This window comes from Methyloversatilis universalis FAM5 (assembly GCF_000214035.2).
In the GTDB taxonomy this organism is placed as follows: domain Bacteria; phylum Pseudomonadota; class Gammaproteobacteria; order Burkholderiales; family Rhodocyclaceae; genus Methyloversatilis; species Methyloversatilis universalis.
Map to the genome: position 1 here is coordinate 164,672 of NZ_AFHG01000052.1, position 26,010 is coordinate 190,681.

Here is a 26,010-nt window from a genome sequence, read left to right on the forward strand (position 1 = left end):
AGATGACCAAGACCAACAAGCAGTCGAACATGAACCTCCGCGCGGTGCTCGCCGCGACCGCCGCCGCCACCGTGCTGGCCGGCTGTGCGACCTCGGGCAACCCGAAGGATCCGATCGAGGGCTACAACCGTGCCATGTTCTCGTTCAACGAGACGGTGGACAAGGCGGTCATCAAGCCGGTGGCTCAGGGCTACAACTACGTGACCCCGCAGCCGGTGCAGACCGGCGTGTCGAACTTCTTCGGCAACCTGGCCGACATCTGGACCAGCGTGAACAATCTGCTGCAGGGCAAGCCGGGTGACGCGCTGTCCGATGCCGGTCGTGTGCTGATCAACTCCACGGTCGGTATTCTCGGCCTGTTCGATGTGGCGACGCCGATGGGCCTGGAAAAGCACGAAGAAGATTTCGGCCAGACCCTGGGCCGCTGGGGCGTGGGCGACGGCGCCTACGTGGTGCTGCCCATCCTCGGTCCGCGCACGGTGCGCGATACCGTGGGTCTGGCGGCCGACATCTACACCGACCCGGTTCGTGACGCCGACGCGCATCGCGGCTACCGCAACACCGCCATCGCGCTGCGTGCCATCGATACCCGCGCCGACCTGCTGAAGGCAGAAGACGCGCTGGAAGCGGCCGCGCTCGACAAGTACGCCTATGTGCGCGACGCCTATCTGCAGCACCGTCGCAGCGCCATCTACGACGGCAATCCGCCGCGTCAGGCAGACGATGCCGCGCTGCCGTCGCTGCCGGCCGACAGCCTGACCAGCAACGAACCGGTCGAATCGACCTGGAACCTGCTGCTTGTCGGCCAGTCGGACATGCTGGACGTTAAGGCTCTGGAAACGCCGGAGCCGGCTGAAGCTGCAGCCCCCGCTGCAGAGTGATCGATTCCCGCCCGGACGTGTCCGGGCGCAGCGGTCGCCACGGCCTGTCGCGTTCCGACAGGCCTCTTTCTTTTCTGGGAGTTCATATGTTCAAGCGCTGTGTCCAGTTTCTGTTGATCGCCTTCACGGCGAGCGCCTTCGCGCAGGCGACGGCGGTCAAGGCGCCTGACGTGCTGGTGAAGGACGTGACCGAAGAGGTGCTCACCACGCTGCGTACCGATCCTGCCATCAAGGCAGGCGACGCGAACAAGACCGCCGAACTGGTGGAAACCCGCGTGCTGCCGCATTTCAACTTCACCCGCATGACCGCGCTGGCGCTGGGCAAGGAATGGCGCGCCACTACGCCGGAACAGAAGAAGCAGCTGACCGACGAGTTCCGTACCCTGCTGGTGCGCACCTATTCGAACGCGCTGACCAGCTACAAGAGCCAGACCATCGACTACAAGCCGTTCAAGATGGGCGCTGCCGACACCGACGTGACCGTGCGCACCCAGATCAATCAGCCCAACGGTCGCCCGATTCCGCTCGATTACGCGCTCGAGAAGCAGGACAACGGCTGGAAGGTGTATGACGTGATGGTGGCCGGCGTGAGCCTGGTGACCAACTACCGCGAAACCTTCGCCGCTGAAATCCGCGCGGGCGGTGTGGATGGCCTGGTCAAGGCGCTGCGCGCCAAGAACAGTTCGACCGCCCCGACGCCGGCACCGTCTGCCGCCGCTGCCAAATGATTGCGCTGGAGGGTGACGTCCTGCGGGTGAGCGGCGCCATGCGCCTGCCCGAAGCCGGTGCGCTGCGGGACAAGGGGCTGGCGCTGCTGAAGTCCGCACGCTCGATCGACCTGTCCGGCGTGAATGACGTCGATTCGTCGGCCATCGCGGTACTGCTGGCCTGGGAACGTGCCAGTGTCGGGCCGGGCGGCCCGCTGCCGGTTACCGGCGCTCCGGCGGGGCTGACCAGTCTGGCCCGTCTGTACGAGGTGTCCTCCTTCTGCGGTCTGGACGCCGAGGCGTCCGTCGCATCCTGATGCATGACCGCGGCGGTCCGGCCTGCCGGACCGCCGCCGAAGTTTTCCGATGGCTGATTCTTCCCCTGCCTTGCTGATCGAAGGCGTCTGCAAGCGGTTCGGTTCGCTGCAGGCGCTGGACCACGTGTCGCTGCAGGTGGCGCCTGGCGAATTCTTCGGCCTGCTGGGCCCGAACGGTGCCGGCAAGACCACGCTGATCTCGGCCATGGCCGGCCTGAGCCGGCCGGACGCCGGCAGCATCCGCGTGATGGGCCACGACACGGTGGCCGATTACCGCGCCGCGCGCCGCAATCTGGGCGTGGTGCCGCAGGAACTGGTGTTCGACCCCTTCTTTACGGTGCGGGAAACCCTGCGCATCCAGTCCGGCTACTACGGCCTGCGCGGTAACGACGACTGGATAGACGAAATCCTCGCCCGTCTGGATCTGACCGCCAAGGCCGACAGCAATATGCGCGCGCTGTCCGGCGGCATGAAGCGACGGGTGCTGGTGGCGCAGGCGCTGGTGCACCGCCCGCCGGTCATCGTGCTGGACGAACCGACCGCCGGCGTGGATGTGGAACTGCGCCAGGGGCTGTGGGCTTTCGTGCGTGACCTGAACCGCCAGGGCCACACCATCGTGCTCACCACCCACTATCTTGAAGAGGCGGAAAGCCTGTGCGGCCGCATCGCCATGCTCAAGCAGGGCCGGGTGATCGCGCTCGAACGCACCGCCGATCTGCTCGCCCGGCGCATGCAGCAGACGCTGCGGCTGCGGCTGGGTCAGGGCGCTGCGCTGCCGCCCGAACTGCGCGCCCGCGCGCGGGCCACGCCGGATGGTCGCATCGCGCTCACCGTGGACAGCGCGGACGAGGTCGCCGCCTGTCTGGCCCGTCTGCACGCCGAGGGCGTGCTGTTCGACGACATCGAACTGGCCAAGCCGGCGCTCGAAGACGTGTTCATCGCCATGATGCAGGAGGCCGCCTGATGAGTCCGGCGCTGCGTACCCTGCTGTACAAGGAACTGCTGCGTTTCTGGAAGGTGGGTTTCCAGACCGTCGGCGCACCGGTGCTGACCGCGCTGCTCTACCTGCTGGTGTTCTCGCACGTGCTCGACCGTACCGTGGAGGTTTATGGCGGTGTCAGCTACACCGCCTTCCTGGTGCCTGGCCTGGTCATGATGAGCCTGCTGCAGAATGCCTTCGCCAACAGCTCGTCCTCGCTCATCCAGTCCAAGGTGACCGGCAACATCGTGTTCGTGCTGCTGCCGCCGATCTCCTATCGCGAGTTCTTTGCCGCTTACGTGCTGGCCGCGGTCATCCGCGGGCTGGTGGTGGGCGCCGGCGTATGGGCGGTCACACTGTTCTTCGTCGACCTGCCTTACGCGCATCCGGGCTGGATCCTGCTGTTCGCGGTGCTCGGTGGCGCGCTGCTCGCCAGCCTGGGCATCATCGCCGGCATCTGGGCGGACAAGTTCGACCAGCTGGCGGCTTTCCAGAATTTCATCGTGATGCCGCTCACCTTCCTGTCCGGCGTGTTCTACTCCATTCATACGCTGCCGGACTTCTGGCTGGCGGTGTCGCACCTGAACCCTTTCTTTTACATGATCGACGGCTTCCGCTATGGCTTCTTCGGCCAGTCGGACGTATCGCCGTGGGTCAGCGCCCTGGTCGCGGGCGGCAGTTTCGCGGTGCTTGCGGGCATTACGCTGAACATGCTGGCGCGCGGCTACAAACTGAGAAGTTGAACATGGTCACTCCCGAAAGCATCCAGGCATCCATCACCGCAGGCATAGACTGCACCCACTGCACGGTCGTCGGTGACGGTCATCATTTCGAGGCCCTCGTGGTGGCGCAGGCCTTCGAAGGCCTGCGCAGCGTGCGCCGTCACCAGCTGGTGTATGCCGCGCTGGGCGACCGCATGCGGGAGGAAATCCACGCGCTGTCGATGAAGACGCTCACGCCGGACGAGTGGAAGGCCTGAGCGCGCCATGGACAAGCTGTTGATCGAAGGCGGCCACCGCCTGTGCGGCGAGGCCGAAATGTCGGGCGCCAAGAACGCTGCACTCCCCATCCTGTGTGCCGCGCTGCTCACCCGCGAGCCGCTCACGCTGACCAATGTGCCGCAGCTGAACGACATCGGCACCATGCTCAAGCTGCTCGCGCAGATGGGCGTGGCGGTGCAGCGTGAGGGTTCGACCGTCACGCTGGATGCGTCCGGCCTGAACAATCCGCTGGCGCCGTACGAAATGGTGAAAACCATGCGTGCGTCCATCCTGGTGCTCGGTCCGCTGGTCGCCCGCTGCGGCGAGGCGCGGGTGTCGCTGCCCGGCGGCTGCGCCATCGGTGCGCGCCCGGTGGACCAGCACATCAAGGGCCTGACCGCGATGGGGGCCGACATTTCGGTCGAGCACGGCTATGTGGTCGCGCGCACCACGCGGCTCAAGGGCGCCCGGCTGTTCACCGACATGGTGACCGTGACCGGCACCGAGAACCTGATGATGGCGGCGGTGCTGGCCGACGGTGAAACCGTGATCGAGAACGCCGCGCGTGAGCCGGAAGTGGTCGATCTGGCGAACTGTCTGGTGGCCATGGGCGCGCGCATTTCCGGTGCAGGCACCGACGTGATCCGCATCCAGGGCGTCGACCGTCTGCATGGTGCCACCCACCGCATCATGCCGGACCGCATCGAAACCGGTACCTATCTGTGCGCGGCCGCGGTCACCGGTGGTGAGATCCGCCTGACCGGCACCTCGGCTGGCTATCTTGACGCGGTGATCGACAAGCTGATGGACGCCGGCTGCGACATCCGCACCGAAAAGTCCCCGTCATTTGAAGCCATCGTGCTGAAGGCGCCGGAAAAACTGAAAGCGGTGTCGATCCGCACCGCGCCGTATCCGGCCTTCCCGACCGACATGCAGGCGCAGTTCATGGCGGTCAATACCGTGGCCGAAGGCACCGCGGTCATCCGCGAGACGATTTTCGAGAACCGTTTCATGCACGCGGTTGAACTGGCCCGCCTGGGCGCAGATATCCGTATTGACGGCAACACCGCGGTGGTGACCGGCGTCGCCCGCCTCGACGGCGCCACCGTCATGGCGACCGACCTGCGCGCCTCCGCCGGCCTCATCATCGCCGGTCTGGTCGCCCGCGGTGAAACGCTGATCGAACGCATCTATCATCTGGACCGCGGCTACGAACGCATCGAGCAGAAGCTCACCGCGCTCGGCGCCACCGTCCGCCGCGTGTCCTGAGGCACGCCACCGAGAAAGGCACACCGTGCAAGGCATCACCCTCGCGCTGTCCAAGGGACGCATCTTCGAAGAAACGCTGCCGCTGCTGGCGGCGGCCGGCATCGTGCCGACCGACGACCCGGAGTCGTCGCGCAAGCTCATCATCGGCACCAACCGGCCGGACGTGCGTCTGGTCATCGTGCGCGCGTCCGATACGCCGACCTATGTGCAGTACGGCGCCGCCGATCTGGGCATCGCCGGCAAGGACGTGCTGCTGGAACATGGCGGTGCCGGGCTGTACCAGCCCATCGACCTGAACATCGCACGCTGCCGGCTGAGCGTCGCGGTGCCCAAGGGCTTCGACTACGAACAGGCGGTGCGCCGTGGCGCGCGCCTGCAGGTGGCGACCAAGTATGTGCACACCGCGCGCGAACATTTCGCCGCCAAGGGCGTCCACGTCGATCTGATCAAGCTGTACGGCTCGATGGAACTGGCGCCGCTGGTCGGTCTGGCGGATGCCATCGTCGATCTGGTGAGCAGCGGCGGCACGCTGCGCGCGAACAATCTGGTCGAGGTCGAACACATCATGGACATCAGCTCGCGTCTGGTCATCAATCAGGCGGCGCTGAAGGTGAAGCACGATCTGCTCAAGCCGATTCTTGAAGCGATCGAAGGTGCGGTGAAGAAATGAGCAACACGAAGATCAGCCGGCTCGATTCCGGCGCCCCGGATTTCCTGCAGACGCTGGACGCGCTGCTCGCGTTCGAGAGCAGCACCGACGACGCGATCGAGCACGCGGTGGCCGACATCCTGCGCGACGTGCGCGCGCGCGGCGACGCCGCGGTGATCGACTGCACCCGCCGCTTCGACCGCATGGACTGCGCGTCCATGGTGGAACTGGAACTGCCGCGCAGCGTGCTGGACGACGCCTACGCCAGCCTGAGCGACGCGCAGCGCGCCGCGCTGGCTGAAGCGGCCGACCGGGTGCGCCTGTACCACGAGCGCCAGAAGCAGGATTCCTGGGAGTACGCAGAAGCTGACGGTACCCGGCTGGGCCAGAAGGTGACGCCGCTGGATCGCGTCGGCCTCTATGTGCCGGGCGGGCGGGCCTCCTACCCCAGTTCGGTGCTGATGAACGCGATTCCGGCCAAGGTGGCCGGGGTCAAGGAACTGATCATGGTGGTGCCGACGCCCGGTGGCGAACGCAACCCGCTGGTGCTGGCCGCAGCGGCCATCACCGGTGTGGATCGCGTGTTCACGATCGGCGGCGCACAGGCGGTGGCCGCGCTGGCCTACGGCACGCAGACCATTCCGCAGGTCGACAAGATCGTCGGTCCGGGCAACGCCTATGTGGCCAGCGCCAAGCGGCGGGTGTTCGGTACCGTCGGTATCGACATGGTGGCCGGTCCGTCCGAGGTGCTGGTCATTTCCGACGGTCACGGCAATCCGGACTGGGTGGCGATGGACCTGTTCGCCCAGGCCGAGCACGACGAACTGGCGCAGTCCATCCTGCTGTGTACCGACGCCGGCTTTCTCGACCGTGTCCATGCCTCCATAGACCGGCTGCTGGCCGAGATGCCGCGGCGCGACACCATCGCCATTTCGCTGGCCAACCGCGGCGCGCTGATCAAGGTGCGCGATCTGGCCGAAGCCTGCGACATCGCCAACCGGATCGCGCCCGAACACCTGGAAATCTGCACCGAGGACCCGCGTGCGCTGGTCGAGAGCATCCGCCACGCCGGTGCGATGTTCCTCGGTCACTATTCGGTCGAGGCGCTGGGCGACTACTGCGCCGGCCCGAACCACGTGCTGCCGACCATGCGCAGCGCGCGCTTTTCAAGCCCCTTGGGCGTGTACGACTTCCAGAAGCGCACTTCCATCCTCGACATTTCGGAAGAGGGTGCGCAGAAGCTGGGTCGCATCGCCTCGGTGCTGGCCCACGGCGAAGGGCTGCAGGCGCACGCCCGTTCGGCCGAAATGCGTCTGAAGGACTGACTTCCACACCGCACCGACCCGGCGTACAGTGGCGCCCGGGTCGTGTGTGGGCCAGCGCCGGTCATGCACACGTCGTTGCGATGTGTGAACCGATCAGGAGCAGGCATGCAGCAGTCCGAGCACCCGGAAGTCCCCCAGGCAGGCAGCGACGCGCTGGACCTTCCGTTTCCCGTCGTCCGTGAAGTCGGCGTGTTCGCCTGTTTCGGCTGGCTGGCCGCCGCGGCCCGCGACATGCGCGCCAATCCTGGCGGGAGCCTGTTCTACGGCAGCTGTTTCGCTTTCATGGGGCTGGTGCTCACCACGGTTTTCCGCCACGCCTATCACCTCACGTCCGCGCTGGTGTGCGGCTTCCTGCTGCTCGGACCCTTCCTGTCGCTGGGTCTTTATGACCTGTCGCGCCAGCGGGAGGCTGGAAAGTCGCCGGTGCTGGCGCACTCGCTGACCGCTGGCAGTCACAACGCCGGCGCGATCGGCGTGTTCGCGGTCATCCTCATCATCATCTTTCTGGTGTGGGCGCGTGCCTCGCTGGTGGTGTTCGCGCTCTTCTACACCACCCAGATGCCGTCGGTGGATCACTTCCTCGAACAGGTGCTCACGCTGCAGAACGTCGAGTTTCTGCTGGCGTACGCGGTGGTCGGCTTCATTTTCGCGTCGCTGGTGTTCGGTGCCAGTGTGGTGGCCATCCCGCTGATGCTGGACCGGCGGCAGGACGCGGTCACTTCCATCCTGGCCAGCCTGATTTCGCTCGGGCGGAATCCTGCGCCGCTGCTGCTGTGGGCGGCCATCATCGCCTGCTTCGCGGTGCTCGGCTTCGCCACCTTCATGCTGGGTCTCATCGTGCTGATGCCGCTGGTGGGTCATGCCACCTGGCACGCCTACCGGGCGCTGATCGAACCGCTGCAGCACCCGGTGGCGGCGACCGCTTAAACCGGCAGCACTCTGCGACGCAGGCCAAGCACGCTCAGACCGGCCAGCAGCATCCACGCACTCGACGCTTCCGGCACCGTACTGACCACCGAAAAGGCGGTGGGGTCCGGGATCGCGTCGGCGTGGTTGCCGTCGATCGCGGCCGACCAGTTCGCGGCATCGTTCAGTGCGCTGCGATAGCCCGCCATCGAAGCCTGACCGCTGCGCGGCCCGACGTAGTAGGCGTAGTCGGTGCTGGCCGGCAGGATCAGCGCGTTGACGCCGGAACTCAGTCCGGCATTCGCCAGCGCGGTGGCCGCCGCCGAGGCACTTTCGGACGACACCGCCGCGAGGAAGGTCTGGGGTGCGGACACGCTGCTGCCGACATAGGCGAACAGCGTGTCACCGCTGCTGCTGAGCCCGGCGTTTCCGCTCGTGCTGAGGCTGCCGATGCTGACCGAACGCGCGCTCTGGTCAATGTCGCTGAAGCGGATCACGGTGCCGGCCGCGATGATCGAGGCGCCGGTGGTCCAGGTGTGCATGCCTTCCGCGCTGCCGAAGCCGCTGCCGTTCCAGTTGCTGTCGCTGAAATAGACCGTGCTGCCGGCGGCCAGATCGGTCAGGACCACGATGGCCCATCCGTCCTCGTCGGCGTTGAACGCGGTGAACGCGATGTCGCCGGACCCTAGCGCGTGCGCGCCCGGTGCGGCCAGGCACAGCGACGCGATGCAAACGATTCTTGCTGAAAACATGAACACCTCCTCGTGTGGGTTGCGCCGTTCCGGACGGAACGGCCGCGAGGGTGGTGTGTCTCCGGCGCCGATGTGTGTCGTGTTTGTGTGATGTGTGCGAGGCCACCCGCCGTCAATGTATGACAGTGGTTCTGATTATTCAAATAGAATATTCCGGGTCAGCGCAGCGTGAGTCCGGTCCAGCCCTGGCGACGGAGGCAGTCGTATAGACCGCGGCTGACGGTGCCGGCCATTGTGTCCGGCGCGTGGGCGTCGCCCAGCGTGTCCAGACACCGTTTCTGGTCCGCGATCAGGTCGTCGGCACCGGCGCCCATCTTCGACCACATCGCGATGCGGACCCGCGACAGCGGATCCCGTGGTGCGGCGGCCGCAGGGGCGACCGTCTGCGCACGGGCTTCTGCGCCGCTGCCGAGGGGCGCTGCCGGTGCAGTCACTGCAGTCTCCGCCGGGATCGCGGCAGCGGCGGTGGACGCCGCTTCGGCCGTGTCGCTGTCCTCGACCGGCACCAGTGCGATCTGCGACAGTTCCTCGGTCGAGCGGGTCCACCAGCCTTTCGCTTCCATGCACTGCAGGAAGGCGGTGCGCTCCGTCGTGGTGCCGAGGCAGGTGCGTTCATCGGCCTTGTAGTCGTTGCCGCCGGCGCCCTGCTTGAAGGACACGCTGGTGCAGGCGGACAGCAGGAGAGCGCCCAGCAGGGCGGGGAGTGCGGTGCGGGATCGGAACATGGCGAGCCGGAGGACGGATGACGATGCACCCGACGCAGCAAGAAGCGCTCCACGACCGGGTGGCGTTACGCCGCCCGGTCAGTCGGGGCGGGTCAGACCAGTTCCTGCAATGCCTCGACCAGTGCGTCGCACTGCGGGTTGGTGCCCACCGTGATGCGCAGGAACTGGTCAATGCGCGGAGCGCGGAAGTGGCGCACCAGGATGCGCCGCTCGCGCAGCCCGGCGGACAGCGCGGCCGCGTCGTGCCGCGGATGGCGCACGAACAGGAAGTTGGCGGCCGACGGCAGCACCTCGAAGCCGAGGCCGGCCAGTTCGCCGGCCAGCCGTTCGCGGCTGGCCATCACCCGGCGGCGGGTCTGGTCAAACCACTCGCGGTCGCGTACCGCAGCGGTGGCACCCACCAGCGCCAGCCTGTCCAGCGGGTAGGAATTGAAACTGTCCTTGACCCGGTTCAGACCCTCGATCAGCGCCGGCTGGCCGACCGCGAAGCCGACCCGCAGGCCGGCCAGCGAGCGCGACTTCGACAGCGTCTGCGTGACCAGCACATTCGGATGGGCATCGATCAGCGCGACCGCGGACTCGCCGCCGAAATCGATGTAGGCCTCGTCGATCACCACCGGCGCATCCGGCAGCGCCGCGGCCAGGCGGGCGATGTCGGCCAGCGGCAGCAGGCGGCCGGTCGGCGCGTTCGGATTGGGGAAGATGACCGCGCCGGGCTGGCGCTCGATGTAGTCATCGACGCGGATGGCGAAGCGATCGTCCAGCGGCACGCGTTCGAAAGCGATGCCATACAGCCCGCAATACACCGGGTAGAAGCTGTAGGTGATGTCCGGGAACAGCAACGGCCGCGCGTGATTCAGCAGGCCGATGAAGGTGTGGGCCAGCACTTCGTCCGAACTGTTGCCGACGAACACGCGGTCGGTCGTGATGCCGAAATGGTCGGCCAGCGCTTCGCGCAGCATCAGCCCGGTCGGCTCCGGGTAGAGCTTGAGCCGGTCGCCATCCACGCCCAGTTCGGCCTGCATGGCCGCCACCGCGTGCGGGCTGGGCGGGTAGGGGTTCTCGTTGGTGTTCAGCTTGATCAGACCGTCGATCTTCGGCTGCTCGCCCGGCGTGTAGGGCGAGAGGGTGTGGACGACGGGGCTCCAGAACTGGCTCATGGCGGTGCGGGAAGGCAGGCTAGGGTGATTCGGGGAACGGTGCGCTGTCAGCGCCGGCCGGCAATGGCCGCAGCAAGTCGATGTTATCATCCGGCCATCTCCGCTTCGGTCCGTGGCCGGGCCGGATCACCGAATCACCCTTCTGCATCTTCTTCGTTCCCTTTCATGCGGCAAGCCGACATCACGCGCAACACCCTGGAAACCCAGATCACGGTGCGCATCAATCTCGACGGTACCGGTCAGGGCAAGCTGGATACCGGCGTGCCCTTTCTCGATCACATGCTGGACCAGATCGTCCGTCACGGCCTGATCGATCTCGATGTGGTCGCCCGGGGCGACCTGCACATCGACGCGCACCATACGGTCGAGGATGTGGGCATCACGCTCGGACAGGCCTTCGCCAAGGCGATCGGCGACAAGAAGGGTCTGCGCCGCTACGGCCACGCCTACGTGCCGCTGGACGAAGCGCTGTCGCGCGTCGTCGTCGACCTGTCAGGCCGTCCGGGGCTGGAGTACAACATCGATTTCACGCGTGCCCGCATCGGCGATTTCGACGTGGATCTCACCCGTGAGTTCTTCCAGGGCTTCGTCAATCACGCGCTGGTTACGCTGCACATCGACAATCTGCGTGGCATCAACGCCCATCACCAGTGCGAAACCGTGTTCAAGGCCTTTGCCCGCGCGCTGCGCGCCGCCACCGAGCGTGACGAGCGTGCGGCCGGCCAGATGCCGTCGACCAAGGGTTCGCTCTGATCCGCTCCGGATTCATCCTCTACCGCTGATTTTCGCCGTCTCATGACTCGCGTTGCCATCATCGACTACGGCATGGGCAATCTGCGTTCGGTCGCCAAGGCGATCGAACACGTGGCCCCCGACGCCGAAGTCATCGTCAGCAGCGACCCTTCGGTGGTCGCCGCTGCCGATCGCGTCGTATTCCCCGGTCAGGGCGCCATGCCCGACTGCACCCGCGAGCTGGATGCGCGCGGCCTGCGCTCGGTCGTGCTGGAAGCGGCCGCCCGCAAGCCCTTCCTCGGCATCTGCATCGGTCTGCAGATGCTGTTCGAGCACAGCGAAGAGGGTGACGTGCCGGGACTGGGCCTGTTCGCGGGCGAGGTGAAGCGCTTCGCCGATCCGGTCGATCCGACCAGCGGTGGCCGGCTCAAGGTGCCGCACATGGGCTGGAACGGCGTGAAGCAGACCCGCGCCCACCCGATGTGGGCCGGCATTGCTGACGGCGAACGCTTCTACTTCGTGCACAGCTACTACGTGTGTCCGGCCGATGCGACGCTGGCCGTGGGCGAAACCGCTTACGGCGCAACCTTTACCAGTGCGGTAGCCCGAGATAATATTTTTGCGGTGCAGTTCCACCCGGAAAAGAGCGCGCAGGCTGGCCTGCGCCTGCTTTCCAACTTCATCGGCTGGATGCCCTGATTCCGCGGGCCTGACGCTGTCGTCCGGCCCTTCCTTTCCTCCACCCCCTGACACGACACGACTCGCGCCATGCTGCTCATTCCCGCCATCGACCTCAAGGACGGCCACTGCGTACGCCTGAAGCAGGGTGATATGGATGTGGTGACCGTATTTTCGGAAGACCCGGCCGCCATGGCGCGCCACTGGCTCGACGCCGGTGCCCGCCGCCTGCATCTGGTGGATCTGAACGGCGCCGTCGCCGGCAAGCCGAAGAACGAATCGGCGATCAAGGCCATCGTGAAGGAGCTGGGCGACGAAATCCCGATCCAGCTTGGCGGCGGCATCCGCGATCTCGACACCATCGAGCGCTATCTCGACGACGGCATCAGCTACGTCATCATCGGCACCGCCGCGGTCAAGAGCCCGGGTTTCGTGCATGACGCCTGTGGCGCCTTCCCCGGCCACATCATCGTCGGCCTCGATGCCAAGGACGGCAAGGTGGCGGTCGACGGCTGGTCCAAGATGACCGGTCACGACGTGATCGACCTGGCCAAGAAGTTCGAGGACCAGGGCGTCGAAGCCATCGTCTATACCGACATCGGCCGCGACGGCATGCTGAGCGGCGTGAACATCGATGCCACGGTCAAGCTGGCCCAGGCACTGCGCATTCCGGTCATCGCCTCCGGCGGCGTCACCAATATGGAAGATATCCGCGGCCTGTGCGCAGTCGAGGACGAAGGCGTGATCGGCGCCATCACCGGTCGCGCCATCTACGAAGGCACGCTGGACTTCGCCGCGGCCCAGGCGGAAGCCGACCGGCTCAACGGCAAGGGCTGACCTCACTTTTGCTCGCGCTCGGCGCGGAACACACATGCTAGCCAAGCGCATCATTCCCTGTCTGGACGTCAACGCCGGCCGCGTGGTCAAGGGCGTCAATTTCGTGTCGCTGAAGGACGCCGGTGACCCGGTCGAGATCGCCCGCCGCTACGACGAGCAGGGCGCGGACGAACTGACCTTTCTCGACATCACCGCCAGCTCCGACGCGCGCGACATCATCCTGCACGTGGTGCAGCAGGTGGCCGAACAGGTATTCATTCCGCTGACCGTCGGCGGTGGCGTACGCACCGTGGACGATGTCCGCCGGCTGCTCAACGCCGGTGCCGACAAGGTGAGCATGAACACCGCCGCGATCACCGATCCTGAACTGGTGGCCCGCGCGTCCGGCAAGGTCGGTTCGCAGGCCATCGTGGTCGCGATCGACGCGAAGCGGGTCGAGGACCGCGACGGCCAGCCGCGCTGGGAGGTGTTCACGCACGGCGGCCGCAAGGCCACCGGTCTCGATGCCATCGAATGGGCGCAGCGGGTGGCGGCGCTGGGTGCCGGCGAAATCCTGCTCACCAGCATGGACCGCGACGGCACCAAGAGCGGTTTCGACCTTGCGCTCACGCGCGCGGTGTCGGACGCGGTGCCGATTCCGGTCATCGCGTCGGGTGGCGTCGGCAACCTCGATCACCTGGCCGACGGCGTGCTCGAAGGCGGCGCCGACGCGGTGCTCGCGGCCAGCATCTTCCACTTCGGCGAGCACACGGTGCGCGAAGCCAAGGAGCGCATGAAGGCGCGCGGCATCGAGGTCCGTCTGTGATGAGCATGCCGGACTGGATCAAGGACATCGCCTGGGACGACAACGGTCTGCTGCCGGTCATCGTGCAGGAGGCATCGACCGGCGACGTGCTCATGTTCGCCTGGATGAACCGGGACGCGCTGGCGCGTACCGCTGAACTGCGCGAGGCGGTGTTCTGGTCGCGCTCGCGCCGCAAGCTGTGGCACAAGGGTGAGGAATCCGGCCACACGCAGAAGGTGCTGGACATCCGGCTCGACTGCGACCGCGACGTGCTGCTGCTCAAGGTCGAACAGACAGGCGGCATCGCCTGCCATACCGGCCGTCACAGCTGCTTCTTCCATTCGCTCACCGATGGCCGCTGGGACGAGGTCGACCCGGTCATCAAGAACCCGGACGACATCTACAAATGATCGATATCGAAGTGCTGCGCCGCGTTGCGCAGACCATTGCCGAGCGCAAGGGGGCCGACCCGTCGTCGAGCTACGTGTCCTCGCTGTTCCACAAGGGCACCGACGCGATCTGCAAGAAGGTGGCGGAAGAGGCGGCTGAAACCATCATGGCGTCCAAGGACGGCGACGTCGGCCACGTGGTGCGCGAGGTGTGCGACCTGTGGTTCCACTCCATGGTGCTGCTGGCCCATCACGGCCTGACGGTGGAAGACGTGCTGCACGAGTTCCGTCGCCGCGAGGGCATTTCCGGCATCGACGAGAAGCGTTCGCGCACTGGCGGCTGAAGTCCGCTCGCAATACGGTAATACGCGTATTTGAAACTTTCGGGCTCAGGGACAGACTGAAACCATGCACGACCCCAACTGCATCTTCTGCAAGATCATCGAAGGCAAGATTCCGTCGCGCAAGCTGTACGAGGACGACCTGATCTACGCCTTCCACGACATCAACCCGCAGGCGCCGGTGCACTTCCTCATCATTCCGAAGGCGCACATCGCGACGCTCTACGATGCCGACGGCAGCCATGAAGTCATCCTCGGCCGCATGCTGGCGAAGGCCGGCGAACTGGCCCGCGCAGCGGGAGCGGGCGACGGTTTCCGCACCATCATCAACTGCGGAAAGGTGGGTCGGCAGGAGGTGTATCATCTTCACATGCATGTTCTGGGCGGTGACCACCCGCTGCCGCCCATGATCGTTTCCGAGAGGTAATCCATGGGTTCGCTCAGCATCACGCACTGGCTCATCGTGCTCGTCATCGTGCTTCTCGTGTTCGGCACCAAGAAGCTGCGCAACATCGGCTCCGACCTCGGCGGCGCGGTGAAGGGTTTCAAGGAAGGCATGAAGGGTGCCGAGTCGGGTGCTCCGTCCGACCAGCCCACCCAGAGTGTTGGCCACACGATAGACGTGAAGGCCGAAGAGAAGGTCAAGTCCTGACCGGACGGGCCGCGATCTGCGCGGCCCGCGCCGCGATTCCGTCCGTACAGGGCAGGCTTCGGTCTGCCCTGTACATCACGCCCCCCGTCCCATGTTCGACATCGGTTTTTCCGAACTTTTCGTAATCGGCGTCGTGGCGCTGCTGGTGCTCGGCCCCGAGCGCCTGCCGCGTGTCGCGCGTACCGCCGGCCATCTGCTGGGCCGCCTGCAGCGCTACGTGAGCGATGTGAAGGCGGACATTTCACGTGAAATGCAGCTCGAGGAACTGCGCAAGCTGCAGGCCCAGGTCGAGCAGCAGGTGCGTGACGTCGAGCGTCAGGCCAGTGAGGCGGTGTCCACCGCGAACAAGGAAGTGGATGGCCTGAGCGACCAGATGAAGGCAGCGATGGCCGAGCAGGAGAAGTACGCGGCCATCGAGCAGCAGGCTGCCGGACAGGACGCTGCTCACGCCACACCCGAAGCGCAGCAGGATGCAGCTGCAGTACCTGCCCGGCCGCAGCCTGAATCCGCCCAGCTGTCCCTCGACATTCCGCTGCCCGAAGCCACCCCGGCAACGCCGGCCACTCCGGCCGACAAGACATGAGCGAGCAGACCGAAAGTTTCATTTCCCATCTGGTCGAACTGCGTGACCGCCTGTTGCGCGCGGTGGCGGCGGTGGTGATCGTGTTCATCTGCCTGATGCCCTGGGCGGCCGACATCTACGACCTGCTGGCCCGCCCGTTGATGATCGCGCTGCCGGAAGGCACGAAGATGATCGCTACAGGTGTGGTGACGCCTTTCTTCGTGCCGATCAAGGTGACCATGATGGTGGCCTTCCTGATCGCGCTGCCCTACGTGCTCTACCAGGCCTGGGCTTTCGTCGCGCCGGGGCTGTACGCGCACGAAAAGCGGCTGGGCCTGCCGCTCATCATCGCCAGCACCGTCCTGTTCGTGCTCGGGATGGCGTTCTGCTACACCTTCGTGTTCGGCGTGGTATTCCACTTCATCGCCGAATTCGCGCCCAAGAGCATCACGCCAGCGCCGGACATCGAGCAGTACCTCAGTTTCGTGCTCACGATGTTCACTGCCTTCGGCGTCACCTTCGAGGTGCCGGTGGTGGTGATCGTGCTTGTGCGCTTCGGTCTGGTGACGATCGAAAAGCTGAAGGAGGCGCGTCCCTACGTCATCGTCGGCGCCTTCGTGGTGGCTGCGGTGGTCACGCCGCCCGATGTGGTGTCCCAGCTGATGCTGGCGATTCCGCTGTGCCTGCTGTACGAACTGGGCATTCTGGCCGCCCGTTTCATCGGCGGTCCGGTGACCCGCGAAGAGAGCGATCGCACCGATACCGCGGTCTGAAAACGATCCGAGGAGCGGGGCGTTCGCAGTCGTGAACGCCCGGTTTGTTCTTACCTCGGGCTGACCTTTCCGCTCATTCGCGGTTCTTGGCTGCGACGCCGTTGATCGGACGCTTGCCCACGGTCACCGCGATATCCCGCTCACCGCCGCTGCGGTACACCTTCAGCGTGGCCTGCTGACCCGGTACCAGGGCCGCGATCAGCTGCAGCATGCCCGACGCGTCCTTCACCTTGCGGCCTTCGACTTCCAGCAGCACGTCGCCCGGGCGCACGCCGCCACGGTCGGCCGGACTGCCGCGCATCACGCCGGCAATCAGCGCGCCGCCGGTCAGCGGGTACTTGAAGCTTTCCGCCAGTTCCGGCGTCAGTTCCTGCACCTCGACACCGACCCAGCCGCGGGTCACCGAGCCGCTGGCGACGATCTGTTCCATCACGCTGCGCGCGGTGCTGGCCGGGATCGCGAAACCGATGCCCAGCGAACCGCCGCTGCGCGAATAGATGGCGGTGTTGATGCCGACCAGATTGCCGTTCGCATCGACCAGCGCGCCGCCCGAATTGCCCGGATTGATGGCCGCGTCGGTCTGGATGAAGTTCTCGAAGGTGTTGATGCCCAACTGCGAACGGCCCAGCGCCGACACGATGCCCATGGTGACGGTCTGGCCGACGTCGAAGGGGTTGCCGATGGCCAGCACCACGTCACCGATCTGCAGGCTGTCGCTGCTGGCGAAGCTGACCGCCGGCAGCTTGCCCGGCGCTTTCACCCGCAGCACCGCCAGATCGGATTCCGGATCGCTGCCGATCAGCACTGCCGGATACTTGCCGCCGTCGTTCAGCGATACCTCGATCTCGTCCGCCGCTTCCACCACATGGTTATTGGTCAGCACCACGCCGTCCTCGCTGACGATGACGCCTGAACCCAGGCCCATCTGGCGCTGCGGCTGGCTGCCCAGGCGGTCGCCGAAGAAATGGCGGAATACCGGATCGTTCATCAGCGGGTGCTGCGGCGTGCGCACCGCCTTGGTGGTGAACACGTGCACCACGGACGGCAGTGCCTTCTGCGCGGCATCCGAATAGCTCACCACCTTGGCCGCTTCGACCCGGGTGGCGACCGGCGGCTGGGCTGGCAGCAGGTGTTCGATGGAAGGCAGTGGGGAGGCGCCGTTCTGGGCGGGGCTGCTGCGCGCCGGCAGCCAGTCCGGCTTGAGTGTGACCACGACGAACAGCACGGCCAGCGCGGCAGTGACCGATTGAGCAAAGACCAGCCACAGACGCTGCATAATTCGGAGTCGGAACGGGGAAAAGTGGTCGGGAATGGACAGGACGCAGCTGCAACGACATCTGGATGACCTGCTGGAAGCCGCGCGCTTCAAGGATTATTGCCCAAACGGCCTGCAAGTGGAAGGCGCGCCCGAGGTGCGGAAAGTGGTGTGCGGCGTGACCGCCAGCCAGGCGCTGATCGAGGCCGCCATCGAGCGCGGCGCGCAGGCGCTGCTGGTGCATCACGGCTGGTTCTGGCGTGGCGAGGACGGCCGCGTCACCGGCATGAAAAAGGCCCGCATGGCCCGGCTGCTGGCGCACGACATCAATCTGTTCGCCTACCACCTGCCGCTGGACGCCCACGCCGAACTGGGCAACAACGCCCAGCTGGGCCGGGTGCTCGGTCTGACACCGACCGGCGTCGCCGGCGATCAGGGCCTGCTGTGGCTGGGCGAAACCGCGCAGCCGGTGGCGGCGTCGGTACTGGCGCAGCAGGTGGGTGAAGCGCTGGGGCGCGCGCCGCTGCTGGTCGGTGATGCCTGCCGCAGCGTACGCCGTGTCGCCTGGTGTACCGGCGGTGCCCAAGGCTATTTCGAGCAGGCGATCGCCGAAGGGGTGGATCTGTATCTGTCCGGCGAAATTTCGGAGCAGACCACGCATCTGGCGCGCGAGAGCGGCGTGCCCTACATCGCGGCCGGCCATCATGCGACCGAGCGCTATGGCGTGCGGGCGCTGGGCGCGCACATCGCTGCGCACTTCGGCCTGCAGGTGGACTTCGTCGATATCGACAACCCGGCCTGAGCGGCCGGACAGGGTCAGAGCTGGGCGAGGCGGGAGGCGCTGGTATTGGTCATCGGCGGGTTGGCGATCAGCCACTCCAGCATGCTCTTGAGCAGCAGGATGTCGTCGATCACGCCGAGCGGAAAGCCGATGCGGGTGCCCGCCCGGTTGTCGCGCAGCAGCTCGGTCAGGTAGTCCAGACAGTCCTGACCCGGCCAGGTCGCATTGACCCGGGCCATGATGTGAGCGAACTGCTCCACCGATTCCGAGGTGAGCGGACCGGTGAACTCTTCCCACTGCGGCACTTTCACATTGAAAGCGCGGTTCAGCTTGGGGGCCAGGTCGTCGTATTCGCCCCGGCGGCCGCCCTTGTGATACAGATCGAGCAGCTTCAGCCAGGGGACCAGCGATTCCTTGGGGTAGTCGCGCAGGAAGTCCGACAGCGTCTGCGCGGCGCCTTCGGCCCGGCCGAAGGACATCATGATTTCGGCCAGTTCCAGCACGTGCTCGTGCGAAGGGGCGGCTTCCTCGTTGGCCGGATGGGCGCTCTGGTCGATCGCCATGCCGGTCGTCGCCGGGACGCTGGGCTGGCTGCTGACCAGCCGCGGTCCCTGGGTCGAAAAGGCTTCGGCCTGGGTGGCCGACAGACCGTTCGAACTGGTGCTGCCGCTGAACGAGTCGAATTCCAGATCCAGTCGGGCCGGTGCGACGGCGGGCGTCTCCGCGTCATTGCCGAGTTCGAAATCGACGCTGGCGATCGACGAGGTCGAAAACTCCAGATCGGGAACGGCCGCTGACGGTTTGCCCGGCTCGTCCGCCTCCGTGGCCGCCGGCGATGCGGCGATTTCCATGTCTTCCATGTGCTCGGCTGGCGCCTCGCCCGGGAAGAAATCGATGGAGGCCACTTCCTGTACCTGCGGGACCGGCGGCGTGAGCGAATAGGTTGGAGACTGGGGCCGGCCTTCGAAGGAGGCTGTCATGGCCACGGCAGGGGCCGGCGATGCGGACACCGCGGACTGCGCCGGTTGCGTGTCGCCCGGGCGGAAGCCGTCTCCGTGCGCGTATTCGCTGTCGGCCGCGCGGTCGTCGCGGCGACGTGGCGACGGGCGATTGGCGAGGCTGGCGGCCAGTTCCTGCTCCCGGCGGGCGCGGGCTGCGGCGATCCGGGCCGCGCGGCGGCGCCACAGCCAGCTGCCGCCCAGTACCGCACCGGCGGCGGCCAGACCGAGACCGGCCACCATCCAGTCCACGCCCGGCAGCTCGGCGGCCGGGTCTTCGGCGGCCGCATCCGGCGGCAGCTTGGTCACCACCTTGACCGGTTCGTTGGTCAGACCGGGGGCGGGCGGCGGCACGTCTGCCTGTGCCACCGGCGCCGGAAGCTGTTCCTGCGGGGAGGCGGAGGGCACGTCGCCGGACGGCCCGTCGCTGCGTTCGGCCTCGACCGGCGGTGTGACGGCTGGGCGGGTCTCTGCCTGAACCGACGGAGCCGGTGCGACGGCAGGATTTGACAAGGGCGTCGCGGGCGGTGCGGCCAGCGCAGGGGCGCGCGCCGCATCGAGTGCAGCCCCGCTGCGGTCGAGCTGTTTCTGCAGCTCGGCCAGCCGGGCTTCAAGGTGCTTCACCTTGTCCGCGATCGCCAGATGGGTCGCGATCTGTTCGTCCAGCGCAGCCAGCAGTTTCTGTTCGCTGCGCAGCGCCTCCCGCTGCGCTTCGGTCGCTTCCGGCCGGCTGGCCATGCCGCCGGACATTTTCAGGGCACCGCCTTCCAGCCCCGGTGCCACGAACAGACGGTCACCGCTGCCTTCCGCGCGCTTCGCTTTTGCCTTGCGGGGGGCAGCTCGCGCCGGTTCTGCGGCGGCGTCGACGGGCGCGGCGGCGCCTTCGGAGGCGCGGGATGCGCTGTCTGCGCGCCGCGTGCGGGCGGGGGCAGGTACTGCGCTGTCGGCTGCGGTGGCGGCCGGCGCAGCCGGTGCGGCGGATGCGACCGGCGCGTCTTCCGGCGCTGCGCCCATGGGCTGCATCAGCACCGTGTAGTCACGGGACACCTCGAAGCCGCAGCCCACCCGTACGCCGACCATCAGTACCGGTTCATTGATTGGTGCGCTGCTGCTGATATGGAGTGTCCGGCCCTGGATGCGCATGCGGCCACTGCCCAGCCACGGCAGATCGTCCGCGCTCATCGAAGGCGGCGTTTCGATCGAGAAGCAGGTGCTTGCGGGCGTGCTCTCGCCGCTGCCGATCAGTGCCACCTCTGCACGGAAAGGCTCGCCCAGTGCCGACCGCACCCGCAGGCCGCCGAGCCCGAGCGCCTGCGCGTCAGTGACCTGCAGACCGATGGCGAACAAGGCGGCGGCGAGCAGCGTCGGACGCATGCGGGAACGCGATCGTCCATGCGTTCGTGCGTGCGCGGTGCCTGACATGTGCAATTGATGAAACTCCCAGCCGGTGAGCAAGAGGCGATACCCGATTGTGGGTTCTTTCGGCCTGCGAAGGGGAAACTTTACTTTAGTGGCGCACGCTTTCGGGAGCCGCTTCAGACAAGGCGATCCGGGAACAGGCAAAATTGTGTATCGCACAACCCTGACCGGAGGCCGCATGCCGGCGACACTTTTCGAACTTTCCCCGGTGCATCTGCCGATCCGCGGAGAGCACGCCCTTTTTCCGGTACGCCGCATCTACTGCGTCGGCCGCAACTACGCCGACCACGCGCGAGAGATGGGCCACGACCCGGCGCTGGAACAGCCCTTCTTCTTTTCCAAGCCGGCGTATGCGGCGGTGGCACTGCCGGACAGCGTGCCCTATCCGTCGCAGACCACCGACCTTCAGCACGAAGTGGAACTGGTGGTGGCGCTGCATGACGGCGGGCGCAATCTCGACGCAGCGCGCGCGCGTGCCTGCATATACGGCTACGGCGTCGGGCTCGATCTGACCCGCCGTGATCTGCAGCGCGCCGCGCGTGACAAGGGCCAGCCCTGGGACATGGGCAAGGGCTTCGATTTCAGCGCGCCGGTGTCGGCGCTGGTGCCGGCGGCGGAGTGCGGCCATCCGCGCAGCGGCCGCATCGAACTGGCGGTGAATGGCCGGCTGAGGCAGCAGGGCGACCTGTCGGACATGATTCTCGATGTGGAGGCGCTGCTGGTCCGGCTGTCGGCACTGGTCGAGCTGAAGGCCGGCGACCTGCTGTTCACCGGTACGCCGGCCGGGGTTTCCGCTCTGCAGCCGGGCGACCGGATCGAAGCGTCAGTCGCCGGCGTGGGCAGGCTCGATCTGATGATAGGCCCCTCGCTGGAGTGAGGATTTCTTATCCTGCCGTTCGCTGCGGTGCAGCGAAGCGCGCGTATAATTATGGATTACGCCATCGGGCTCTGCGCGCCCGGCGGCCGGTACCGGCCGCTGACCAGCGTTCCGGGGCCTGACAAGATCCGTGAGGGCTACAACCCGAAGCGGGCGTTTCACCATCCTGTGCAGACAACAAGGCGAGGAATACGCATGAAGATCCATGAGTATCAGGCGAAGGAGGTATTGCGCCGTTTCGGTGTGGTCACGCCGCGCGGAGTACCGGTTTTCGAGGTTGATCAGGCTGTGGCCGCGGCGGAATCGCTGGGCGGCAAGGTCTGGGTTGTCAAGGCGCAGATCCACGCCGGCGGCCGCGGCAAGGGCGGCGGCGTGAAGGTGGCGAAGTCGCTCGATGAAGTGCGCGAGTTCGCGAAGCAGATCATGGGCATGCAGCTGGTCACGCACCAGACCGGCCCGGAAGGCCAGAAGGTCCGTCGTCTGCTGATCGAGGAAGGCGCCGACATCCGCAAGGAATACTACGTCGCCGCGCTGACCGACCGCGCGACGCAGAAGGTGGCGATGATGGCCTCGTCGGAAGGCGGCATGGACATCGAGGAAGTCGCCCACAACACTCCGGAAAAGATCATCAAGGTGTTCATCGACCCGCTGGTCGGCATGACCGACGCGCAGGGCAAGGAACTGGCCGACGGCATCGGCGTTCCCGAAGCATCGCAGGCGCAGGCGATCGACACCTTCAAGAAGCTCTACACCTGCTACATGGAAACCGATGCCTCGCTGGCGGAAATCAATCCGCTGATTCTCGAGGGCAACGGCAACATCAAGGCGCTGGACGCCAAGTTCAATTTCGATTCGAACGCGCTCTACCGTCATGAAGATATCGTGGCTTTCCGCGATCTCGACGAAGAGGACGCGGCCGAGATCGAGGCGTCGAAGTTCGACCTCAGCTATGTGTCGCTGGACGGCAACATCGGCTGTCTGGTGAACGGTGCCGGTCTGGCCATGGCCACCATGGACGTGATCAAGCTGTACGGCGCCGAGCCGGCCAACTTCCTCGACGTGGGTGGCGGCGCCACCACCGAGAAGGTGACCGAGGCGTTCAAGATCATGCTGCGCAACCCCAATGTGCGCGGCATTCTGGTGAACATCTTCGGCGGCATCATGCGCTGCGACACCATCGCGACCGGCGTCGTCGCTGCGGCGCGCGAGGTGCACCTGACGGTGCCGCTGGTGGTGCGCATGAAGGGCACCAACGAGGAACTGGGCAAGCAGATTCTGGCGGACTCGGGTCTGCCCATCATTTCGGCCGACAGCATGGCGGATGCGGCACAGAAGATCGTTGCCGCCGTGGCCGGACACTGAGGGGAGAACCAGACATGTCGATTCTGATCAACAAGGACACCAAGGTCATCACCCAGGGCATCACCGGGAAGACCGGCCAGTTCCACACCCGCATGTGCCGCGACTACGCCAATGGCGCGAACTGTTTCGTCGCCGGCGTGAATCCGAAGAAGGCCGGCGAGGACTTCGAGGGCATCCCGATCCACGCCACCGTGGCTGAAGCGAAGGCCGCCACCGGCGCCACCGTGTCGGTCATCTACGTGCCGCCCCCTGGCGCGGCCGCGGCGATCTGGGAAGCGGTCGAAGCCGACCTCGACCTGGTCATCTGCATCACCGAAGGCATTCCGGTGCGCGACATGCTGATGGTGCGCAACAAGATGAAGGCCAAGGAAGCGGCCGGCGGCAAGAAGACGCTGCTGCTGGGCCCGAACTGCCCGGGCCTGATCACGCCGGACGAAATCAAGATCGGCATCATGCCGGGCCACATCCACAAGAAGGGCCGCATCGGCGTGGTCAGCCGCTCCGGCACGCTGACCTACGAAGCGGTTGGCCAGCTGAGCGAGATCGGCCTCGGCCAGTCGAGCGCGGTCGGCATCGGTGGCGACCCGATCAATGGGCTCAAGCATATAGACGTGATGCGCATGTTCAACGACGATCCGGACACCGACGCGGTGATCATGATCGGCGAGATCGGCGGTCCGGACGAAGCCGAGGCAGCGCAGTGGTGCAAGGCCAACATGAAGAAGCCCATCGTCGGCTTCATCGCCGGCGTCACCGCGCCCCCGGGCAAGCGCATGGGCCACGCTGGTGCGCTGATCTCGGGCGGTGCCGACACCGCCGACGCCAAGCTCGCCATCATGGAAGAGTGCGGCTTCACCGTGACGCGCAATCCGTCGGAAATGGCCAAGCTGCTGAAGGCCAAGCTCTGACCGGGTGATCCGTATCCGGTACGGACGCGGCTGAAAAGGCCACCGCGCAGGCGGTGGCCTTTTCATTTGTGCCCTTCATAAGGGTCTGTCGGTAGAATCCGCGCTTTCGCAATCCGGGCGCAACACACGATGGACTTTACTTCTCCCGAGTTCTGGCTCGCCGTCGGCCAGATCATCATGATCGACATCCTGCTGGGCGGTGACAACGCGGTCGTGATCGCGCTGGCCTGCCGCAAGCTGCCGCCGGCGCAGCGCAAACTCGGCATCATGTGGGGCACGGCCGGTGCGGTACTGCTGCGCGTCATCCTCATCATGTTCGCGCTCACCCTGCTCAAGGTGCCTTTCCTGAAGGTGGTCGGCGCAGTGCTGCTGCTATGGATCGGCATCAAGCTGCTGATGCCGGAAGACGAGGACGAACACGCCAACATCGCGTCCAGCGACAAGCTGTGGGGTGCGGTCAAGACCGTCATCGTGGCCGATCTGGTCATGAGCGTGGACAACGTGATCGCGATCGCCGGCGCGGCCGAGGGCGCGGGTGGAGACCATCAGCTGCCGCTGGTGGTGTTCGGTCTGCTGGTGTCGATTCCGATCATCGTGTGGGGCAGCCAGATCGTGCTGGGCCTGATGACCCGCTTTCCCTTCATCGTCACGCTGGGCGCCATGCTGCTCGGCTGGATCGCCGGTACCATGCTGGTGACCGATCCGGGTGTGCTGCCCTACATGCCGCTCGATCCGGCGAGCACCGAAGCGCGGCCGGAGGTGACCGATCTGGTGCGCTACGGCGCCGGCGTGATCGGCGCACTCCTCGTGCTGGCAGTTGGCAAGATCATTGCAGCCCGCCAGAAGCCGGTCGATTTCCCGATCCAGTAAGGCAGGCTCGTGGCGCTCTACCTCACCGAGGACGAAGTCCGGCAGGTGCTGACGCTGCCGGATGCGCTGGCGGCGGTCGAACAGGCGCATCGCTGGCACGCGACCGGCGAGGCCATCGATACGCCGCGGGCGCGCAGCCGCACACCGACTTCGGCGCTGCACATGCTGCACGGCGCGGTGCAGCCGCTGGGCGTCATCGGCTACAAGAGCTATACCACCAGCCGCGAGGCGGCGCGCTTCTGGGTGCATCTGTTCGACGCCGCCAACGGTCGCCCGCTGGCGGTGATTGAAGCCGACTACCTCGGCATGATGCGCACCGGCGCCACCGGTGGCCTGTCGGCCCGGGTGCTCGCGCGGACCGATGCCCGCGAAGCGCTGGTGTTCGGCGCCGGCTGGCAGGCGCGCAGCCAGATTGCTGCGCTGTGCGCGGTGCGTGACATCGCCCGGGTGAAGGTGGTCGCCCGCCGGCGTGAGCGGCTGGAAGCCTTCTGCGCCGAGCAGTCCGCGCTGCTCGGCCGCGCTGTCGAACCGGCGGACAATGTCGAGGCGGCAGTCCGCGGCGCCGACGTCGTGGTCACCATCACTACGGCCTCCGAGCCACTGTTCGATGGCCGCTGGCTGAGCGACGGTACCCATGTCACTGCTGCCGGCTCGAACGCGCTCATCCGCCGCGAAATCGACGAAGCCACGATACGCCGCGCCGCCGTGGTGGCGGTGGATGCCCGCGCCACCGCGCTGCGCGAATCCGGCGATCTGCTGCCGGCGTTGGAAAAGGGTCGCCTGTCCGAATACGGCATGATCGAACTGGGCGAACTGCTGACCGGCATGCGGCCTGGGCGTCGCGGCGACGCCGACGTGACGCTGTTCGAGTCGCAGGGCATGGCGATACAGGATCTGGTGCTGGCGCACCGGGTGCTGGACCAAGCCCGCGCGGCCGGTCTGGGTCGCGAACTGCCTTATTGAGCCGAGCCGGCGACGCCGGATGGCAATTCGGCACCCCAAGCGTGAAATTCCACCGCCCACGCGCAGCCGTCGTTTGACTGTGTTGAGGCGGAACTGCAAGAATATGTGACAGACGCCTGTTTTTCCGCGTGACTTGTCGCGTGGAAAGCCGGACGGCATCCATACAACAAGCTGACAGG

The 26,010-nt window shown here is 66.3% G+C and carries 31 protein-coding genes; 26 read left to right on the top strand and 5 right to left on the bottom strand.

All coding sequences use genetic code 11. The features are described from left to right. Positions 1-2 precede the first annotated feature (2 nt). The 10 genes from METUNV1_RS11800 to METUNV1_RS11845 all read left to right on the top strand — a co-directional run bounded on the left by METUNV1_RS11800 (position 3) and on the right by METUNV1_RS11845 (position 8,034). Complete coding sequence (locus METUNV1_RS11800; protein ID WP_008061996.1) at positions 3-881, top strand: MlaA family lipoprotein; 879 nt, start codon at positions 3-5, stop codon at positions 879-881. Positions 882-967: 86 nt separating this feature from the next. After that, positions 968-1,609, top strand: coding sequence for an MlaC/ttg2D family ABC transporter substrate-binding protein (locus METUNV1_RS11805; RefSeq protein ID WP_008061997.1), 642 nt, complete (start codon positions 968-970; stop codon positions 1,607-1,609). Beyond that, on the top strand, positions 1,606-1,905 hold the full coding sequence (locus tag METUNV1_RS11810) for an STAS domain-containing protein (protein ID WP_008061998.1): 300 nt from the start codon (positions 1,606-1,608) through the stop codon (positions 1,903-1,905). Before METUNV1_RS11805 ends, METUNV1_RS11810 begins: the two co-directional genes overlap by 4 nt. A 49-nt stretch (positions 1,906-1,954) precedes the next feature. Further along, positions 1,955-2,869: an ABC transporter ATP-binding protein gene (locus METUNV1_RS11815; RefSeq protein ID WP_043359786.1), complete on the top strand. Its 915-nt coding sequence runs from the start codon at positions 1,955-1,957 to the stop codon at positions 2,867-2,869. After that, positions 2,869-3,627 (top strand): ABC transporter permease, encoded by a 759-nt coding sequence (locus METUNV1_RS11820; protein ID WP_008062000.1) that lies wholly within the window; start codon positions 2,869-2,871, stop codon positions 3,625-3,627. The genes METUNV1_RS11815 and METUNV1_RS11820 overlap by 1 nt, the downstream gene beginning before the upstream one ends. 2 nt (positions 3,628-3,629) lie before the next feature. Beyond that, positions 3,630-3,863, top strand: coding sequence for a BolA family protein (locus METUNV1_RS11825; RefSeq protein ID WP_018230223.1), 234 nt, complete (start codon positions 3,630-3,632; stop codon positions 3,861-3,863). A gap of 7 nt (positions 3,864-3,870) precedes the next feature. After that, positions 3,871-5,133 (top strand): UDP-N-acetylglucosamine 1-carboxyvinyltransferase, encoded by a 1,263-nt coding sequence (gene murA / locus METUNV1_RS11830; protein ID WP_008062003.1) that lies wholly within the window; start codon positions 3,871-3,873, stop codon positions 5,131-5,133. 25 nt (positions 5,134-5,158) lie between these two features. Further along, the gene (gene hisG / locus METUNV1_RS11835; protein WP_008062004.1) at positions 5,159-5,803 is read left to right on the top strand and encodes an ATP phosphoribosyltransferase; all 645 of its coding nucleotides are present in this window, start codon (positions 5,159-5,161) and stop codon (positions 5,801-5,803) included. Further along, positions 5,800-7,107 (top strand): histidinol dehydrogenase, encoded by a 1,308-nt coding sequence (hisD, locus tag METUNV1_RS11840; protein ID WP_008062005.1) that lies wholly within the window; start codon positions 5,800-5,802, stop codon positions 7,105-7,107. The genes hisG and hisD overlap by 4 nt, the downstream gene beginning before the upstream one ends. Before the next feature lie 105 nt (positions 7,108-7,212). Then, positions 7,213-8,034 (top strand): DUF2189 domain-containing protein, encoded by an 822-nt coding sequence (locus tag METUNV1_RS11845; RefSeq protein ID WP_008062006.1) that lies wholly within the window; start codon positions 7,213-7,215, stop codon positions 8,032-8,034. On the opposite strand, the gene METUNV1_RS11850 is transcribed toward METUNV1_RS11845, so the two are convergent. From METUNV1_RS11850 to hisC, 3 genes are all read right to left on the bottom strand, one after another. Continuing rightward, positions 8,031-8,765 (bottom strand): PEP-CTERM sorting domain-containing protein, encoded by a 735-nt coding sequence (locus METUNV1_RS11850; RefSeq protein WP_008062007.1) that lies wholly within the window; start codon positions 8,763-8,765, stop codon positions 8,031-8,033. The two genes, METUNV1_RS11845 and METUNV1_RS11850, sit on opposite strands and share 4 nt — an antisense overlap. Before the next feature lie 158 nt (positions 8,766-8,923). After that, positions 8,924-9,490 carry a hypothetical protein gene (locus METUNV1_RS11855; protein ID WP_008062008.1) on the bottom strand — a complete coding sequence of 189 codons (567 nt, stop codon included), beginning with the start codon at positions 9,488-9,490 and terminating at the stop codon, positions 8,924-8,926. A gap of 92 nt (positions 9,491-9,582) precedes the next feature. After that, a complete protein-coding gene (hisC, locus tag METUNV1_RS11860) occupies positions 9,583-10,650 on the bottom strand; it encodes a histidinol-phosphate transaminase (RefSeq protein WP_008062010.1) in 1,068 nt (355 codons plus the stop codon). Between the two features lie 165 nt (positions 10,651-10,815). Between hisC and hisB the strand changes: the two genes are divergently transcribed. From hisB to tatC, 10 genes are all read left to right on the top strand, one after another. Then, a complete protein-coding gene (gene hisB / locus METUNV1_RS11865; RefSeq protein WP_008062012.1) occupies positions 10,816-11,403 on the top strand; it encodes an imidazoleglycerol-phosphate dehydratase HisB in 588 nt (195 codons plus the stop codon). A gap of 42 nt (positions 11,404-11,445) precedes the next feature. After that, positions 11,446-12,081, top strand: a complete 636-nt coding sequence (hisH, locus tag METUNV1_RS11870; RefSeq protein WP_008062018.1) for an imidazole glycerol phosphate synthase subunit HisH — start codon at positions 11,446-11,448, stop codon at positions 12,079-12,081. Positions 12,082-12,150: 69 nt separating this feature from the next. After that, positions 12,151-12,897, top strand: coding sequence for a 1-(5-phosphoribosyl)-5-[(5-phosphoribosylamino)methylideneamino]imidazole-4-carboxamide isomerase (gene hisA, locus METUNV1_RS11875; RefSeq protein ID WP_008062020.1), 747 nt, complete (start codon positions 12,151-12,153; stop codon positions 12,895-12,897). A 34-nt stretch (positions 12,898-12,931) separates the two neighbouring features. Continuing rightward, complete coding sequence (gene hisF / locus METUNV1_RS11880; protein WP_008062022.1) at positions 12,932-13,702, top strand: imidazole glycerol phosphate synthase subunit HisF; 771 nt, start codon at positions 12,932-12,934, stop codon at positions 13,700-13,702. Beyond that, the gene (hisI, locus tag METUNV1_RS11885) at positions 13,702-14,091 is read left to right on the top strand and encodes a phosphoribosyl-AMP cyclohydrolase (RefSeq protein ID WP_008062024.1); all 390 of its coding nucleotides are present in this window, start codon (positions 13,702-13,704) and stop codon (positions 14,089-14,091) included. Before hisF ends, hisI begins: the two co-directional genes overlap by 1 nt. Further along, positions 14,088-14,414: a phosphoribosyl-ATP diphosphatase gene (locus METUNV1_RS11890; RefSeq protein WP_008062026.1), complete on the top strand. Its 327-nt coding sequence runs from the start codon at positions 14,088-14,090 to the stop codon at positions 14,412-14,414. Before hisI ends, METUNV1_RS11890 begins: the two co-directional genes overlap by 4 nt. Positions 14,415-14,478: 64 nt before the next feature. Further along, positions 14,479-14,838 (top strand): histidine triad nucleotide-binding protein, encoded by a 360-nt coding sequence (locus METUNV1_RS11895; protein WP_008062028.1) that lies wholly within the window; start codon positions 14,479-14,481, stop codon positions 14,836-14,838. A 3-nt stretch (positions 14,839-14,841) separates the two neighbouring features. Further along, entirely contained in the window at positions 14,842-15,063 is a 222-nt protein-coding gene (gene tatA / locus METUNV1_RS11900) for a Sec-independent protein translocase subunit TatA (RefSeq protein ID WP_008062029.1), read from the top strand. A 91-nt stretch (positions 15,064-15,154) separates the two neighbouring features. Next, positions 15,155-15,646 (top strand): Sec-independent protein translocase protein TatB, encoded by a 492-nt coding sequence (tatB, locus tag METUNV1_RS11905; RefSeq protein WP_008062030.1) that lies wholly within the window; start codon positions 15,155-15,157, stop codon positions 15,644-15,646. Next, positions 15,643-16,398 carry a twin-arginine translocase subunit TatC gene (tatC, locus tag METUNV1_RS11910; RefSeq protein ID WP_008062031.1) on the top strand — a complete coding sequence of 252 codons (756 nt, stop codon included), beginning with the start codon at positions 15,643-15,645 and terminating at the stop codon, positions 16,396-16,398. Before tatB ends, tatC begins: the two co-directional genes overlap by 4 nt. A 73-nt stretch (positions 16,399-16,471) precedes the next feature. Here tatC and METUNV1_RS11915 read toward each other — a convergent pair whose 3' ends face one another. After that, positions 16,472-17,674 carry a Do family serine endopeptidase gene (locus METUNV1_RS11915; protein WP_008062033.1) on the bottom strand — a complete coding sequence of 401 codons (1,203 nt, stop codon included), beginning with the start codon at positions 17,672-17,674 and terminating at the stop codon, positions 16,472-16,474. A 34-nt stretch (positions 17,675-17,708) separates the two neighbouring features. On the opposite strand from METUNV1_RS11915, the gene METUNV1_RS11920 reads away from it, so the two are divergent. Next, on the top strand, positions 17,709-18,455 hold the full coding sequence (locus METUNV1_RS11920) for a Nif3-like dinuclear metal center hexameric protein (protein WP_008062034.1): 747 nt from the start codon (positions 17,709-17,711) through the stop codon (positions 18,453-18,455). 14 nt (positions 18,456-18,469) lie between these two features. Here the strand turns inward: METUNV1_RS11920 and METUNV1_RS11925 are convergent, their stop codons facing one another. Then, positions 18,470-20,806, bottom strand: a complete 2,337-nt coding sequence (locus METUNV1_RS11925) for a type IV pilus assembly protein FimV (RefSeq protein ID WP_008062036.1) — start codon at positions 20,804-20,806, stop codon at positions 18,470-18,472. 223 nt (positions 20,807-21,029) lie between these two features. On the opposite strand from METUNV1_RS11925, the gene METUNV1_RS11930 reads away from it, so the two are divergent. The 5 genes from METUNV1_RS11930 (at position 21,030) to METUNV1_RS11950 (ending at position 25,831) form a co-directional block, all read left to right on the top strand. After that, on the top strand, positions 21,030-21,728 hold the full coding sequence (locus METUNV1_RS11930) for a fumarylacetoacetate hydrolase family protein (protein ID WP_008062038.1): 699 nt from the start codon (positions 21,030-21,032) through the stop codon (positions 21,726-21,728). 195 nt (positions 21,729-21,923) lie between these two features. Continuing rightward, positions 21,924-23,090: an ADP-forming succinate--CoA ligase subunit beta gene (sucC, locus tag METUNV1_RS11935; protein ID WP_008062039.1), complete on the top strand. Its 1,167-nt coding sequence runs from the start codon at positions 21,924-21,926 to the stop codon at positions 23,088-23,090. Between the two features lie 14 nt (positions 23,091-23,104). Continuing rightward, the gene (gene sucD, locus METUNV1_RS11940) at positions 23,105-23,998 is read left to right on the top strand and encodes a succinate--CoA ligase subunit alpha (RefSeq protein WP_008062042.1); all 894 of its coding nucleotides are present in this window, start codon (positions 23,105-23,107) and stop codon (positions 23,996-23,998) included. Positions 23,999-24,127: 129 nt separating this feature from the next. Beyond that, on the top strand, positions 24,128-24,868 hold the full coding sequence (locus METUNV1_RS11945; RefSeq protein WP_008062044.1) for a TerC family protein: 741 nt from the start codon (positions 24,128-24,130) through the stop codon (positions 24,866-24,868). A 9-nt stretch (positions 24,869-24,877) separates the two neighbouring features. Next, positions 24,878-25,831 (top strand): ornithine cyclodeaminase family protein, encoded by a 954-nt coding sequence (locus METUNV1_RS11950; RefSeq protein WP_008062046.1) that lies wholly within the window; start codon positions 24,878-24,880, stop codon positions 25,829-25,831. The last annotated feature ends 179 nt before the right edge of the window (positions 25,832-26,010 follow it).